Annotated in this window: 10 protein-coding genes; 4 read left to right on the forward strand and 6 right to left on the reverse strand. The window is 46.0% G+C overall.

All coding sequences use genetic code 11. The features are described from left to right. Positions 1–77: 77 nt before the first annotated feature. Positions 78–983 carry a class I SAM-dependent methyltransferase gene (locus BMZ56_RS17575; protein ID WP_090628912.1) on the reverse strand — a complete coding sequence of 302 codons (906 nt, stop codon included), beginning with the start codon at positions 981–983 and terminating at the stop codon, positions 78–80. A gap of 195 nt (positions 984–1,178) precedes the next feature. Between BMZ56_RS17575 and BMZ56_RS17580 the strand changes: the two genes are divergently transcribed. Next, positions 1,179–2,210: an RluA family pseudouridine synthase gene (locus BMZ56_RS17580; RefSeq protein WP_090628913.1), complete on the forward strand. Its 1,032-nt coding sequence runs from the start codon at positions 1,179–1,181 to the stop codon at positions 2,208–2,210. A gap of 72 nt (positions 2,211–2,282) precedes the next feature. After that, the gene (locus tag BMZ56_RS17585; protein WP_090628914.1) at positions 2,283–3,125 is read left to right on the forward strand and encodes an aminotransferase class IV; all 843 of its coding nucleotides are present in this window, start codon (positions 2,283–2,285) and stop codon (positions 3,123–3,125) included. Here the strand turns inward: BMZ56_RS17585 and BMZ56_RS17590 are convergent. Both BMZ56_RS17590 and BMZ56_RS17595 read right to left on the reverse strand, forming a co-directional pair. Beyond that, complete coding sequence (locus tag BMZ56_RS17590; RefSeq protein ID WP_177195197.1) at positions 3,111–4,400, reverse strand: type IX secretion system plug protein; 1,290 nt, start codon at positions 4,398–4,400, stop codon at positions 3,111–3,113. The genes BMZ56_RS17585 and BMZ56_RS17590 overlap by 15 nt on opposite strands. A 42-nt stretch (positions 4,401–4,442) precedes the next feature. After that, a complete protein-coding gene (locus tag BMZ56_RS17595; RefSeq protein ID WP_090628916.1) occupies positions 4,443–6,359 on the reverse strand; it encodes an ABC-F family ATP-binding cassette domain-containing protein in 1,917 nt (638 codons plus the stop codon). 74 nt (positions 6,360–6,433) lie between these two features. On the opposite strand from BMZ56_RS17595, the gene BMZ56_RS17600 reads away from it, so the two are divergent. Further along, entirely contained in the window at positions 6,434–7,462 is a 1,029-nt protein-coding gene (locus tag BMZ56_RS17600) for a quinone-dependent dihydroorotate dehydrogenase (RefSeq protein ID WP_090628918.1), read from the forward strand. A gap of 38 nt (positions 7,463–7,500) precedes the next feature. On the opposite strand, the gene BMZ56_RS17605 is transcribed toward BMZ56_RS17600, so the two are convergent. The 3 genes from BMZ56_RS17605 to gyrA are packed head-to-tail and all read right to left on the reverse strand — an operon-like array spanning position 7,501 to position 12,340. After that, positions 7,501–8,673, reverse strand: coding sequence for a tetratricopeptide repeat protein (locus BMZ56_RS17605; protein WP_090628919.1), 1,173 nt, complete (start codon positions 8,671–8,673; stop codon positions 7,501–7,503). A gap of 9 nt (positions 8,674–8,682) precedes the next feature. Continuing rightward, on the reverse strand, positions 8,683–9,834 hold the full coding sequence (locus tag BMZ56_RS17610; protein ID WP_143072959.1) for a tetratricopeptide repeat protein: 1,152 nt from the start codon (positions 9,832–9,834) through the stop codon (positions 8,683–8,685). Beyond that, the gene (gene gyrA / locus BMZ56_RS17615) at positions 9,788–12,340 is read right to left on the reverse strand and encodes a DNA gyrase subunit A (protein WP_090628922.1); all 2,553 of its coding nucleotides are present in this window, start codon (positions 12,338–12,340) and stop codon (positions 9,788–9,790) included. The genes BMZ56_RS17610 and gyrA overlap by 47 nt, the downstream gene beginning before the upstream one ends. A 240-nt stretch (positions 12,341–12,580) precedes the next feature. Between gyrA and BMZ56_RS17620 the strand changes: the two genes are divergently transcribed. After that, positions 12,581–13,915, forward strand: a complete 1,335-nt coding sequence (locus BMZ56_RS17620) for a mechanosensitive ion channel family protein (RefSeq protein ID WP_090628924.1) — start codon at positions 12,581–12,583, stop codon at positions 13,913–13,915.

Genomic DNA, 13,915 nt, shown 5'->3' on the forward strand with positions numbered 1-13,915 from the left:
TCCGCAGTAGCAGTATTGCAGTACACGAACTTTTTAAACAACAGAAATATTAACAGGTTGAAACATGCGCTTGCTGTTTAAACCGCACAACGGGTTAAATTAAAATGATTATGATGCAAAAAATTTAGCGCACCGATGATTTTCCAATCAGTATTGGATGTTAAAAACGCTTCTAATAGGTATTGTTCATTCCAGAACCTCACTTCGTCTTCAACCCATTCCCGTAAATAATCCCTTGGAGAAAAAATATCATGAACATGTACGATGACACCCTGATTCAATGTGGGGAGTAGTTCAAGGTATTCAAAAAGAACGTCTCCTTGCGGCCTGATAATGTGTGAAGAATCAATGAATAAGATATCGTTAACTTCAAGTTGTTTAAAGAAGTTGAGGTCTACGTTTTCAACTCGTGTTCGCAATACTTCGACGCCTATTTTTTCAAGCCACGGCATTTCATAAGGTTCAATACAGATATGTTTACATTCATAGGTGTCATCGCGTCTTTGGTTTTCCTGAATTGCCAGACGAGCCATTTTGGTTGAATGGCCAGAACCAATTTCTATTATTCTTTTTGGCTTCTTTAATCTGATAATGTTATACCAATATTCGGCGTCCCCGGATTCATATCCGCCATTTGTGAAGTGGAACACCTTATCACTGACAAAGTCGTCAGAGATAGGATCAAATTCATCTTGAAAACTAAATGTGTTTAGAATTTCTAGTTGCCCATCTACATTCCAGTTTATTCCAGGGAGTTTTCTTTCCTCGGAGAGTGGCTTAAATAGGTGTTTAGAATTGAATAAAGGTTCGTAATAATGATCGCTAATTGGAAAAACTCCAACATTCAACAGCGTTCTCTTGGATAGGGGAAAGTTTGCGATCCCTTGGCTTCTAAGTAATTTTAATATCCTAGCAGATATCCATACAAACGGAAGCATCAAGATATCTAATATCCAAAAGTTTTTTCTTAAGAAATTTTTCATATCAAAATGATTTCAAAACTCATTTTTCCACATCACGCTTCTATGCGACGTGTGGTCTTATCGCACGGGTTAATAAAGAGACAACTTCTACTTTTTAATTCAATGCTTAAATCAAATTTTTGTTTTTACATATTTGCACATTGATCGCACGCCGATCATAGCCGAATTTAGGCAGCTTTTCGCTAAGTTTGCGCCATGGTTGACGACTTGGAATTGCAGGAATCGGACGAACAAGACTTGTTTGAACACCTGCGTATTGTGGTGGATAAAGGGCAAGCGTTGCTGCGCATTGATAAGTTTTTGATTAACAGGATTGAAAACGCATCACGCAATCGCATCCAGAACGCAATAGCTGCGGGAACGGTACTCGTCAATGGACAGCAGGTGAAAGCCAGTTACAAAGTCAAACCGTTGGATGTCATTTCTGTCGTCTTGCCGCATCCGCCACGCGATACCGAAATTTATCCCGAGAACATTCCGCTGGACATTTACTACGAGGACGACGACTTGTTAATTGTGAATAAGCCGGCGGGCATGGTGGTACATCCGGGTTACAACAACTATTCGGGCACATTGGTTAATGCATTGGTTTATCACTTTTCGAAATTTCCTGAGTTACCCGGTAACGACGGCCGTCCGGGGTTGGTACATCGCATCGACAAGGATACCAGTGGCCTATTGGTTATCGGCAAGAATGAATGGGCATTGACTTACCTGGCGAAACAGTTTTTTGATCATACCATAACCCGTAAATATATTGCGCTGGTATGGGGCGATCTTTCGGAAGATGGTACCATCACTGGATATATTGGCCGCAGTTTAAAAGACCGGAAAGTAATGGCGGTATACAATACGCCCGACAAAGGAAAATGGTCAGTAACCCACTACCGCGTGCTGGAACGGCTCAACTATGTAACACTGATCGAATGCCAACTGGAAACCGGCCGCACGCATCAGATCCGCGCACATTTGCAGTCAATCGGTCACCCGCTGTTCAGCGACGCGGTATACGGCGGTGACCGAATCCTGAAAGGAACGATATTCAGCAAGTACAAACAATTTGTAGAAAACTGTTTCACATTGCTTCCCCGCCAGGCGCTTCATGCACAGAGCCTCGGATTTCAGCACCCTACTTCCAAAAAACAACTGGAATTTACGTCGCCATTGCCTACAGATTTTAGCTTATGCCTGGAAAAATGGCAGGGATACGCGTTAGCGAATGGTTAATGGAAAAGAGTTGAAAAAGGAAATGAATTTTCAACTTTCAATTTTAAAAAACTTTCAATTGTAAAAACATCAATGCCGGTACATTATATCGATTTCAATAAACAGTTTATACCCGAAAAAGAAGCGATTGTCACATCCGAGAACCGTGCTTTCCGTTATGGCGACGGGCTTTTTGAGACCATGCGTTGGATGGATGGAGATATCCGGTTTCTGTCACACCACGTATCAAGGTTACAAGACGGCATGCGCTTGCTGCAATTGGAACATCCCGCTGCTTTCGATGCGCACTTTATCCGTTCGCGGGCTGCCGATCTCATTAGAAAGAATGGGCTGGAAGGTCAGCACGTACGGGTCCGGCTTCAGGTATACCGGGACGGAGAGGGGCTATACAGTCCACAACAGAATCAGGCTGCCTATGTGATGAGTGTGGCCAGACTCGATCCGGACGATGCGAAACACCGTAAAATCGGACTAATTGTGGATGTTTATTCCGGATTCAGGAAACCTTATAGTGAACTTTCTAAGCTGAAATCAGCCAATTCGCTTGTATATGTGATGGCTGGATTGTACCGCAAAAAGAACGGTTTGGATGATGTCCTGATCCTCAATCAGGAAGGTTTTCTGTGTGAATCCCTGAGTTCAAACATTTTTATTTGGTATGGCAAGCAACTCTATACACCTGCCCTCAGCGAGGGGTGTATCGATGGTGTCATGCGTAAGATGGTTATTGAAATGGCATTGGAAAACGGACTGGAGGTAATCGAAGCCCAGATCAGTCCGGCAATTATGAGCCAGGCCGATGAAATATTCCATACCAATGCCATACATGGAGTACAGTGGGTAATGGGATACAAACAGAAGCGTTATTTCAATCGTATTTCGCGGATGCTGCAGGAACAACTATCGCACTTGTGAAAAACCCACTAATTCATCCCAGGTAGTACCTTGTCGTCGGTTGTAAACGAGAATTTGATACGTATTGTTGGTTTCGAAGTGGTTGCCGCTGGAAAAAGTGGGGTCTACGTCGCCCGAAGGACTAACATATACGTATTCGTAATCGTATAACCCTTGTTTAAGCAAAAGCGTGCCCTGCCATTTCTTTTGACTGGCATCATACACCAGCTTATTGGTGTCGTTACGTTGATAGCCATTAAAGCCCCCCACCACGTAAACGGTTCCATCTGTCACCGCATCGTTGGCCAGGGTAAATGTCACCCACATATAATCCGATTCCGTGTCGGCATTGTCCTTATCCTGGTTACGGATGAAAAACTGCCCATTTTCATCGAATACGGAAGCGTAAGAAGCGGTGCGGTAGTTTTCATCGGGAACGAGATTAACGCGCACGTTACTGTCTAGCTGGATAGCAGCCACCCGTTCGGATGCCAGTCGTAAGCTACGCAAATCAACAAACCGGAATTCATTGCTGCCACCGAAATCAAGCGTACGGTTATCATGGTACCTCAATTCTCCGTTATTTACAAATTGAGGGGTAGTAAGCCATTGCTGGATGTCTGGCCGTTGGTTTTGCATCACTAAAATTTTGACATCCTGGTAAGGATTATTTACCGTGAGTCCACCGGTTTGTACAGTTACGTTTAGTTTCTGGTTTTTATTCCGTTTCGAGACATCCACGGAGGGAACCAATTGGGATGATGCGGACATCAATGGCGCCAGCACATAAAAGCGTCGACTGATAATCAAACGGCTTTTATCTGCATCTTCATAAACTTTCAGTAAATAATTACCAGCCAACTTAGGCCTGACGTTGTCTGTTGGGAAATCTACGCGGTAATGCGTGTAGGGCTGAAGTGTATTTACGGATGTGCCATACGTCAGGATGCGATCCTCGTTGTATCCCTCGGCGTATTCCAACGGTGAAAGCCTACTGGGCGTCCAATTTGCATCACAATGTTCGAGACTGAAGTAAAAGTTGCGGACATCGCCCCGCAAGTCATCAAATGCCAGCATCAATTGATCTTCGCTGAACAATTCGATAACCGGAAAGGCATTTTCCTGTTCAACGGGGTAAAACTGAACCGATTTAATGGAAGGCAAGTAATTGATATTATCATAGATCAACTCCTGTTGCGGACTCCGTTCGCGCGAAACTCGTTTCTTTTTCTGCTTCTGGGCAAGCAACCCCAAACAGACGTGCGACAGTATAATTACTAAGAGTAGTCTCCTCAAACCGTTAGAAGTTAATAATTGAAAGTTGAAAATTCATTTCCATTAACCGTTAACAATAATCTCCTCCGCCAATTTTTCCCATTGCTGCTGGAGTCCCTCAAGCTCGCTTTTCAGGTCTTCGTATTGTTTGGATACCTCTTCCAGCTTTTCAGCATCTGCATAGATGGTTTCCTGTGCCATGAGCGCTTCCGTCTCTTTAATAGTATTTCCAACCTCTGTAATGCGCTGTTCAATGCGCTCCAGCTCCTTATTTAATTTTCTCGCCTGCCTGTCGCGATCGTCATCCTTTGTGTGTGCCACGGGTGCCGGTTGGGATTTTACGACTTTGACATCCGATTTTTCTACCTTCTCCGCACTAACTAGACGTTTGGATTGCCATTCTTCAAATTCTCGGTAGGTGCCCGGATATTGTTTTATTTGCCGGTCTTCGATGTACCAAATTTTGTTGGCTACGTTGTCCAGCAGGTAGCGGTCGTGGGAAACGACGATGAATGTGCCCTCAAATTGCGTCAGCGCCTGTATCAAGATGTTGACAGACTGGATATCGAGGTGGTTGGTAGGCTCGTCCAACACCAGGAAATTGGCATCTGCTGTGAGCGCTTTGGCTAGTGCTACCCGTGATTTTTCACCGCCGGACAGTACGCGGATTTTTTTGAATGCATCATCGCCTGTAAACAAGAAGCATCCTAAGATCGAACGGAGCTCTGTTTCGGTGTGCTTCGGCGCAAAGGCTTGCAGTTCCTGCAAAATTTCGTGGTCCAGGTGAAGCGCTTCGAGTTGATGCTGTGCAAAGAATGTCTGCGAGACGTTATGCCCTGTCTCACTCGTTCCTGTAAAATCTTTATCCGCATTCGCTACGATACGCAGCAGCGTTGATTTTCCTTTTCCATTGGCGCCGATCAGCGCAATTTTATCGCCTTTTTCAATGATAGCATCCGTATGTTCCAGGATCGGTATCCCCGGATAGGACTTGCTGATATTTTCAAGCCGTACTACATGTCGCCCAGATTGCTTGCTGAATTTGAAGCGGAAGTTAACGGTAGGATTATAATCATCCACGTCTTCCACTCGCTCCATACGTTCCAGGGCTTTGATGCGCGACTGCACCATTTTGGCTTTGCTGGCCTTTGCCCGGAATCGTTCAATCAAGCGTTCTTCCTGCTTAATTTTTGCCTGCTGGTTTTTGTACTGATTACCCTGTATTTCCTCACGTAAAGCCTTTTCCTCCAGGTAGAAGCTGTAGTTTCCAGCATATTGGATAAGTTTTCCGCGCTTAGATTCCACGATAGTATTCACAACGCGATCCAGGAAATAGCGGTCGTGTGATACGATGACAATTGCGCCGTCAAACGCTTGCAGGTAACTTTCCAGCCATTTGATGGACGGTAAGTCCAGGTGATTCGTTGGCTCGTCAAGCAATAGGATATCAGGCGCCTGGAGCAATATCCTTGCTAACATTACCCGCATACGCCAGCCTCCCGAGAATTGAGATAACGTCCGCTGCTGGTCATCGTCACTGAACCCCAATCCGGCGAGTATCTCATGTGCCCGGTATTCGATGCTATATCCATCCAGCGCCTCAAACTCCGATTGTTTATCGCTCAATTTTTGGATGATCTCGTCGGAATAATCCGTTTCCAGTTTTTTGAGTAACCGTTCAATCTCCGTATGCAATTGATTTTGGCGTTCGAAAGCCTCCATGGCGACATGAAGGATACTCTTGTCTGACTCATACGACAATAAATCTTGGTTAAGATATCCGATTTTAATATCTTTTGCCATAGAGATGGTACCCGAGGTAGGGGCATAATCTCCTACAATCAGCTTCAATAAGGTCGTCTTACCCGTGCCGTTTGCCCCAATCAGTCCCGTTTTATCACCGGGTTTGATATGCCAGTTGGCTTCGTCATACAGTGCCCGTGCACCTATCTCAAATGTGAGGTTGTTTATTGCAATCATTTCGGGTGCAAAAGTACGCTTTTTTCTGGTAAAGGATGGAACGCGGATGATGGATAAAACCTACCTTTGTAGCCATGTATAAACTGGTAAAACCTATTTTGTTTTCCCTAGATCCGGAAGAAGCGCATCACTTGGTTTCGGGAGGGCTGCGGTCTTTTTGCAAGTTGTGGGGAGGAAAGCGTCTATTACGTTCCATCTATGCATACGAACATCCAAAGCTTGAGCGGACTGTCTTTGGGTTGACGTTCAAAAATCCGGTCGGATTGGCAGCCGGATTTGATAAAAATGCAGCTTTCGTTGAAGAAATGGATGCGCTGGGATTCGGATTTATTGAAGTCGGAACCGTGACTCCCAGGCCACAGCCAGGCAATGACCGTCCGCGGCTCTTCCGCCTGGTCCATGACAAAGCGTTGATTAACCGGATGGGATTCAACAATCAGGGGGTAGACGTTGCGGCAAACCGATTGCGCAATTTAAAAAAACATCATTCAGTGATCGTGGGCGGAAACATTGGCAAAAATAAAACAACGGCCAACGAAGATGCCGTGAAAGATTACATCAGTTGTTTCGACGCCCTTTTTGATGTGGTAGATTACTTTGTCGTAAACGTGAGTTCTCCCAATACCCCCGGATTAAGAGCGCTTCAAGATAAAGAACCATTGATGCATATCTTGAACGCCTTGCAGCAACGTAATCACAAAGAAGGAATTTCTCGCCCTATTTTGTTGAAAATCGCTCCCGATCTGACGGATGGCCAATTAGATGACATCATTGACATTGTCGGGGAAACCGGTATTGCCGGGATTGTTGCAACCAACACGACCATCGGTCGCGACGGGCTAAACAGTCGCCGTTTGGCCGCTGAAACCGGCGGATTAAGCGGCGTTCCATTAACAAAACGCTCAACTGAAGTAATCCGATACCTCTCAACCCATTCTCATCAACCCCTCCCCATTATTGGGGTCGGTGGCATCCATACGCCCGAAGATGCGCAGGAAAAGTTGGATGCCGGAGCGGCGCTCGTGCAGCTATATACCGGCTTCATCTACGAGGGACCGGCGTTGATCAAGCGTATCTGCAAAAAAATAGCCCACAGTCATTAAGAACTGTGGGCTACACTACTAAGTTTTAAGCCAATAGCCTACTGCAACGCGTCTAAGCGTGCCTGTAATTCGTCTATTTTCGCTTGATCTTCTTTGATCTCATAGTACCTTTTAAGGTTTGTAAGAGCCACCTGCGATTTACCATCTATCTCTACTGCTTTTTGCAGATAGGGTAGAGCTGTATCGAAAATGTCGTATGCCTTCTTTATTTCTACATCGTATTCAGCCTGCTGAAGATTGGCGTTGTTTGTCTTATTGAAATGATCGATGCCCTTGTTTAGAATCAAGCCACCCAGATTAATATTTGCATCCAAGTAATTCGGATCGATTTCCAGTGCCTTTTTGTAGGAAGCCTCGGCTTTTTCGATGTCACCGGTTTCGTTGTAGGCAATTCCGAGGTAATAATGCAGATTTTTATTGTCCGGATCTTTTGCTACCTGATCGTTGATAGCCTTGATAGTTTGCTCATCGTTACCCGCCATTAGGTTAAGCTCGATGTGCTGCGTAGCCAGTTCACCATCCTCCGGATATTTTTGAGTTCCTATTTCGGCGTACTTAATCGCATTGGCAGTATCGCCCTGCATAAGGTAAAGACGGGAAACGTCAAGGATAATTTGCCGGTTGTTGGAAAAGCTATCTACAGGTACCAGTTCTACGTATTTAGCCAATGCCTTTTCATAATCCTGGGCGTTTACAGCCGCCATTCCCGAATAATACAACAGGGTGGTATCACCTGGAAGGTAAGTCAGCCCTTTGTCAAACGAATTGTAAGCGCCCACGAAATCCTGGCTATCCCACAGTTTCGCCCCTTTATTCAACTCATATTGGGCCAGAATAGATCCCAGGATATTGAGGTTTTGCTCGTTTTCCTTTTCGGTGTCCAAGCTTATTGCTTTTTCCCGCGCTTCAACAGCTTTTTGGACGTATTGTTCGGAAGCTTCGGTGGAATCCAATAAAGCCAAATCGGCATTTACCAGTGCATAGTAGGTCCAGGTCTCTGCTAAGTTCATGGTTTTCTCATGTTCTATGGCCTTATCCAGCGCTTCTTTGGCGGTATTCAGGTCACTTACGCCCAGTGCCGAATTACCCACGGACTTCACTTCATTGAATTTATCGTAACTTGCTTTTGCTTTCCTTAGGTTGCTGGTTTGTGAGAACGCTGCCGATGAGGCCAGAACCAGCGTACCTAATAAAATGGATTTCACTTTCATGATCTTCGTCTATTGTGTGAGTTGATTTAATATGCTATTTACCCGTTCTTTCTGAATAATGTCCCCCGACTGATCGTACAATACCGCAAGAGATTTCAACGCTCTTACCTCTGAGGGTTGTATTTGGTTTGCTCTTAACAAATAATCCTGTGCTTTGTTTTGTTTCTCTTCGTTTTCGGGATTGGCGATGTACTCCCTTAGGTACATCAATCCCAATTCCAGATTGCCCTCAAAGTTATTAGCATCTAAGTTAATAACCTTCTCATAAAATGCTTTTGCCACAGCATTGTTACCCTCCATCTCGTTTGCATAGCCCGCGATGTAGTTGAGATTTACATTTTCGGGTTCGTGCGCAATCGCTTCGTCAGCAAGCGGCACGATTGCCGAATAGGCCTCGTTGGCAAGGTACGTATTGATCAAAGTGAAGAGGATTTCTTTGTCTTTCGGAAACTGCTCCCTACCGGCAAGCAGTGTATTCAGCCTCGACCGATTATCTCCCTGCTGGCGATACAAACTGGCCAGTTCAAGAATATAAGCCGGCGAAGAAGTTTCCCGCTGGGCGGTAAACGTTTGATACCGTTTGATAGCGTCTTCGTTTCCACCTATTTTGGTGCTCAGCACTGCAAGATTATGTTTCACGTCGATCGCAGACCCACTGATGGAATCGACTTTACGGTATTGGTGATAAGCTTCCTCAAAATTTGCTGCCGTCACGGCCCGGTTCGCTTTGATCAGGTAAGCATTGGCCAGCGACCGCCTGATGTAACTGATTTCAGGTCCGTGTTCAACGTTTAACGACTTGTTTGTCAGCCGTCTCAATGCAGCCAAGCCGATGTCGGCGGGATCTGCCGTGTATTTCTGCGTACGGTTTGAATCGACCACTGCCAAGGTGCTGTACACCAAACCGCGCAATAAAATATTCCGGAAGCTGACGGAATCCCTTTTGGTCTTATACGCCTCGTCCGCAAACTTACGGGCCGCTTCGAGGTGTTTGAAATCCTTGGATTTCGTGTAAAGCGCAAAATTATTGTTACCTTCTTTCAGATTGGACTGAGCCATTGCGGGCAATGTGCCTATGGCCAGCAAACATGCGATGACCATTATTTTTCCCAGCTTATTCTTCCGGCTGAGCCGATTCGTCCGTTTCGCTCGTGTTTTCATCGGTATTATTGATGTTTTCCTGATTTTCCTCGTCTTCATGTTCCACTTTGGTTACAGATGCGATTTCGTCGTCGCCCTTCAGACTAATCAGACGAACGCCTTGGGTTGCCCTGCCCATTACGCGCAGTTCGCTGACGGCGATCCGGATCACAATGCCGGATTTATTGATAATCATCAGATCATCGTTGTCTGTTACGTCTTTTATAGCCACCAACTCACCTGTTTTCTCGGTTACATTGATGGTCTTTACGCCTTTGCCGCCGCGGTTGGTTACCCGGTAGTCTTCGATATCCGTCCGCTTTCCGTAACCTTTTTCCGATACAACCAAGACGGTTATTTCAGAATTATTAACACTAATCATGCCAACAACTTCATCGTTGGGGCCTGCCAGCGTCACTCCCCGTACACCGGTCGCCGTCCGTCCCATCGGACGTACCGTTGACTCGTTGAAGCGGATAGCTCTTCCCGAACGGAGTGCCATCACAATTTCGCTGTTGCCATCGGTGAGGCAAGCCTCCAATAATTGATCGCCTTCGTTGATATTAATGGCGTTAATACCATTGGCCCGTGGGCGCGAATAGGCTTCGAGCGACGTCTTTTTAATAGTGCCGCGTTTCGTACACATGATGATGAAATTGTTCTCAAGGTACTCCTGATCCTTGAGGTTTTTCACCTTAATATATGCCTTAATTTTTTCTTCTTTCGGGATATTGATGATGTTCTGTATAGCCCGGCCGCGGGAGGTACGCGTACCTTCCGGGATTTCAAAGGCCCGAAGCCAGAAACACCGACCCGCTTCGGTAAAGAAGAGCATGTAATTGTGGGCGGAGGCAATGATGATATGTTCGGTAAAATCTTCCTCGCGTGTATTGCTACCCAGCGACCCTTTGCCTCCACGGCCCTGCCTACGGTATTCGGTCAGCGGGGTACGTTTTACGTAGCTTTCGTGCGAGATGGTGATAACAATTTCTTCGTCTTCGATGAAATCTTCCATCCGCATATCTTCGGCCGAATGGACAATCGTTGAACGGCGCTCGTCTCCGTATTTCTCCTTCACTTCCTCCAGCTCCTCCTTGATGATCTTCATCCGTAATCCTTCATCTGCCAACACGGATTTCAAATAGTCGATGGTTTTCATCAGCTCGGCGTATTCCTCTTTGATCTTGTCGCGCTCCAGTCCGGTAAGCCGCCGAAGTGTCATATCGAGAATAGCGCGGGCCTGAATATCGCTCAGGCCGAATTTTTCCATCAACCCCACCCGTGCATCTTCCGGGGTGGCAGAGGCACGGATCAATTGAATCACTTCGTCCAGGTGATCGAGTGCAATGAGTAAACCTTCTAGGATATGGGCTCGTTTTTCCGCCTCCGCCAGTTCGAACTTCGTACGACGCACCACCACTTCGTGACGATGTTCGACAAAGTGATAAATCATATCTTTAAGGTTGAGCAACATGGGGCGTCCATGTACCAGCGCGATATTATTTACACTGAATGAGGTTTGTAAGGCGGTATGCTTATACAGATTGTTAAGCACAATGGAAGCATTGCCATCGCGTTTGATTTCGTATACGATACGCATTCCATGCCGATCGGATTCATCCCGGATTTCGGATATCCCTTCTATCTTTTTATCGTTGACCAGGTCAGCGGTCCGTTTGATCATATCCGACTTATTCACCTGATAGGGAATCTCGGTCACGATGATCTGTTCACGACCTGTCTTTGTGGTTTCGATTTCAGCTTTTGCGCGCATAACCACGCGACCGCGACCCGTTTGGAAGGCTTCCTGAACGCCTGCATACCCGTAGATGATACCGCCGGTAGGGAAGTCTGGGCCCTTGATGTGCTGCATCAATTCGTCAATCTCAATATCACGGTTATCGATGTAAGCGATGATGCCATCCACCACCTCGGACAGGTTGTGCGGAGCCATATTGGTAGCCATACCCACAGCGATCCCAGACGCCCCATTCACCAACAAATTGGGGATACGGGTAGGCAGCACCGTGGGCTCTTCGATGGAATCATCGAAGTTGAGTTGGTAGTCGATGGTATCTTTATTGATATCGGAAAGCAACTCTTCGGCTATTTTTTTCAATCTAGCTTCTGTATAACGCATGGCCGCTGGAGGGTCGCCGTCTATCGAACCGTAATTTCCCTGTCCGTCAACCAACGGATATCTGAGACTCCATTCCTGCGCCATACGTACCATGGTGTCATATACAGACGAGTCGCCGTGGGGGTGATACTTACCCAATACGTCGCCCACGATACGTGCCGACTTTTTGTAGGGCTTTCCGCTGGTCACCCCCAGTTCCTGCATGCCGAAAAGCACCCGACGGTGCACCGGCTTTAATCCGTCGCGCACATCGGGCAGTGCACGGGAAACAATGACAGACATTGAATAATCAATGTATGCCGATTTCATTTGGTCTTCGATGTTGATGGGGATGATCCGGTCGTTTGCCGGAACAAGGTTGTTCTCGTTTTCTGTTTCTTCAGCCATTATACGTTTTCAGTTCTCTTAAATCACTACGCGTAAACAGATATAAGCGGATTCGCTTATTGCGCATGCGAAAATAAGAAATTTTTAGGTGATTCTATAATGTTTTTTGGTGTCCTGAAATCGGTGAGCGATACCCTGTCAGCCGCGCGTCGGATTTTGAAATCCGCATGGAATCCTTAACTTTGCCCGCTACTTATTTCTTCTTTTTACAATCCGATAATTTATTTGCAACAACTGATTATGGAAATACCTACGATCGTCAATCCGTCAAACACATTTTATCAATGGACACACGATAAGCTCCTGGAATGGGGGGTTCCCGCTGCGCAGGCAAACCTTATTAACCTGTTGGTATTATCTGGATTGCTGCTGCTCGGGTTGGGGATAATCGGGTTTGTCGTCCGCAAACTGCTTGTCAATGTATTGATCACCGTGGCCAAACGATCAGCCACGAAATTTGACGATCATTTGGTACGCAATAGGGCGATGGCTCATTTAGCCCGGCTGGTTCCCCTCATTATTTCGATCCAATTCATTCCGGTCATCTTTTCGGATTTCCCAACGTGGATAGGGCCGGTACGGAAGTTTTTGGATATACTCCTGGTCGTTGGATGGGTGCTGTTATTCAGAGCGCTTTTCAGGTCAATACGCGATCACCTCCGAACTAAAAAGGGATTTGAGGAAAAGCCATTGGACAGCTATATGCAGGTGATAAACATCTTTATGTTTTTTATCGGGGGAATTATTATCTTTTCCATGGTAACCGGTCAATCACCTTGGGCATTTCTGGGCGCATTAGGTGCTGCATCAGCGATTCTGTTGTTGGTCTTTAAAGACACGATTATGGGATTCGTAGCTAGCATACAAGTTTCTACAAATGATATGGTACGCGTAGGTGATTGGATAGAAATGCCTAAGTACAACGCCGATGGCGATGTTATTGAGATCAATCTCAATACCGTGAAGGTACGGAATTGGGATAAGACGATCACCACGGTACCTACGCATTACCTGGTAACGGATTCCTTCAAAAACTGGCGCGGAATGCACAGTGCAGGCGGGCGACGGATCAAACGTTCGATAAACGTCAAGATATCGTCAATCCGTTATCTTGAGAAGGAAGAGATCGAGCAATTGAAGAAAATACAGTTGCTAGCATCCTATATCGATGAAAGACGGGCAGAAATTGATCAATATAATGCAGAAAGCGGTGCGGATCCGACGATGCCTGTCAATGGACGGAAAATGACCAATGTAGGGTTATACCGGCAATATATCAACCGTTATACGGAACAACATCCGTTGATCCATAAAGGCTATACAATGGTTGTCCGCCAGCTCCAGCCGACGGAATACGGTTTACCGATTGAACTCTATATGTATACGTCAAACACCAAATGGGCGGTTTATGAAAACGCAATGGCGGATATTTTTGACCACCTATTGGCGTCTATCAAATACTTCGGTCTTGAAGTGTTTGAAGCTCCTGCGTCCGACGATATCCGTAGCCTGGGCGTATTGCGGCGGAATGGCGAAAAAGGAGTTGGTGTACCGATCCGGCAAGGAGAAGGGTAG

The organism is Parapedobacter indicus, assembly GCF_900113765.1.
Classification (GTDB): domain Bacteria; phylum Bacteroidota; class Bacteroidia; order Sphingobacteriales; family Sphingobacteriaceae; genus Parapedobacter; species Parapedobacter indicus.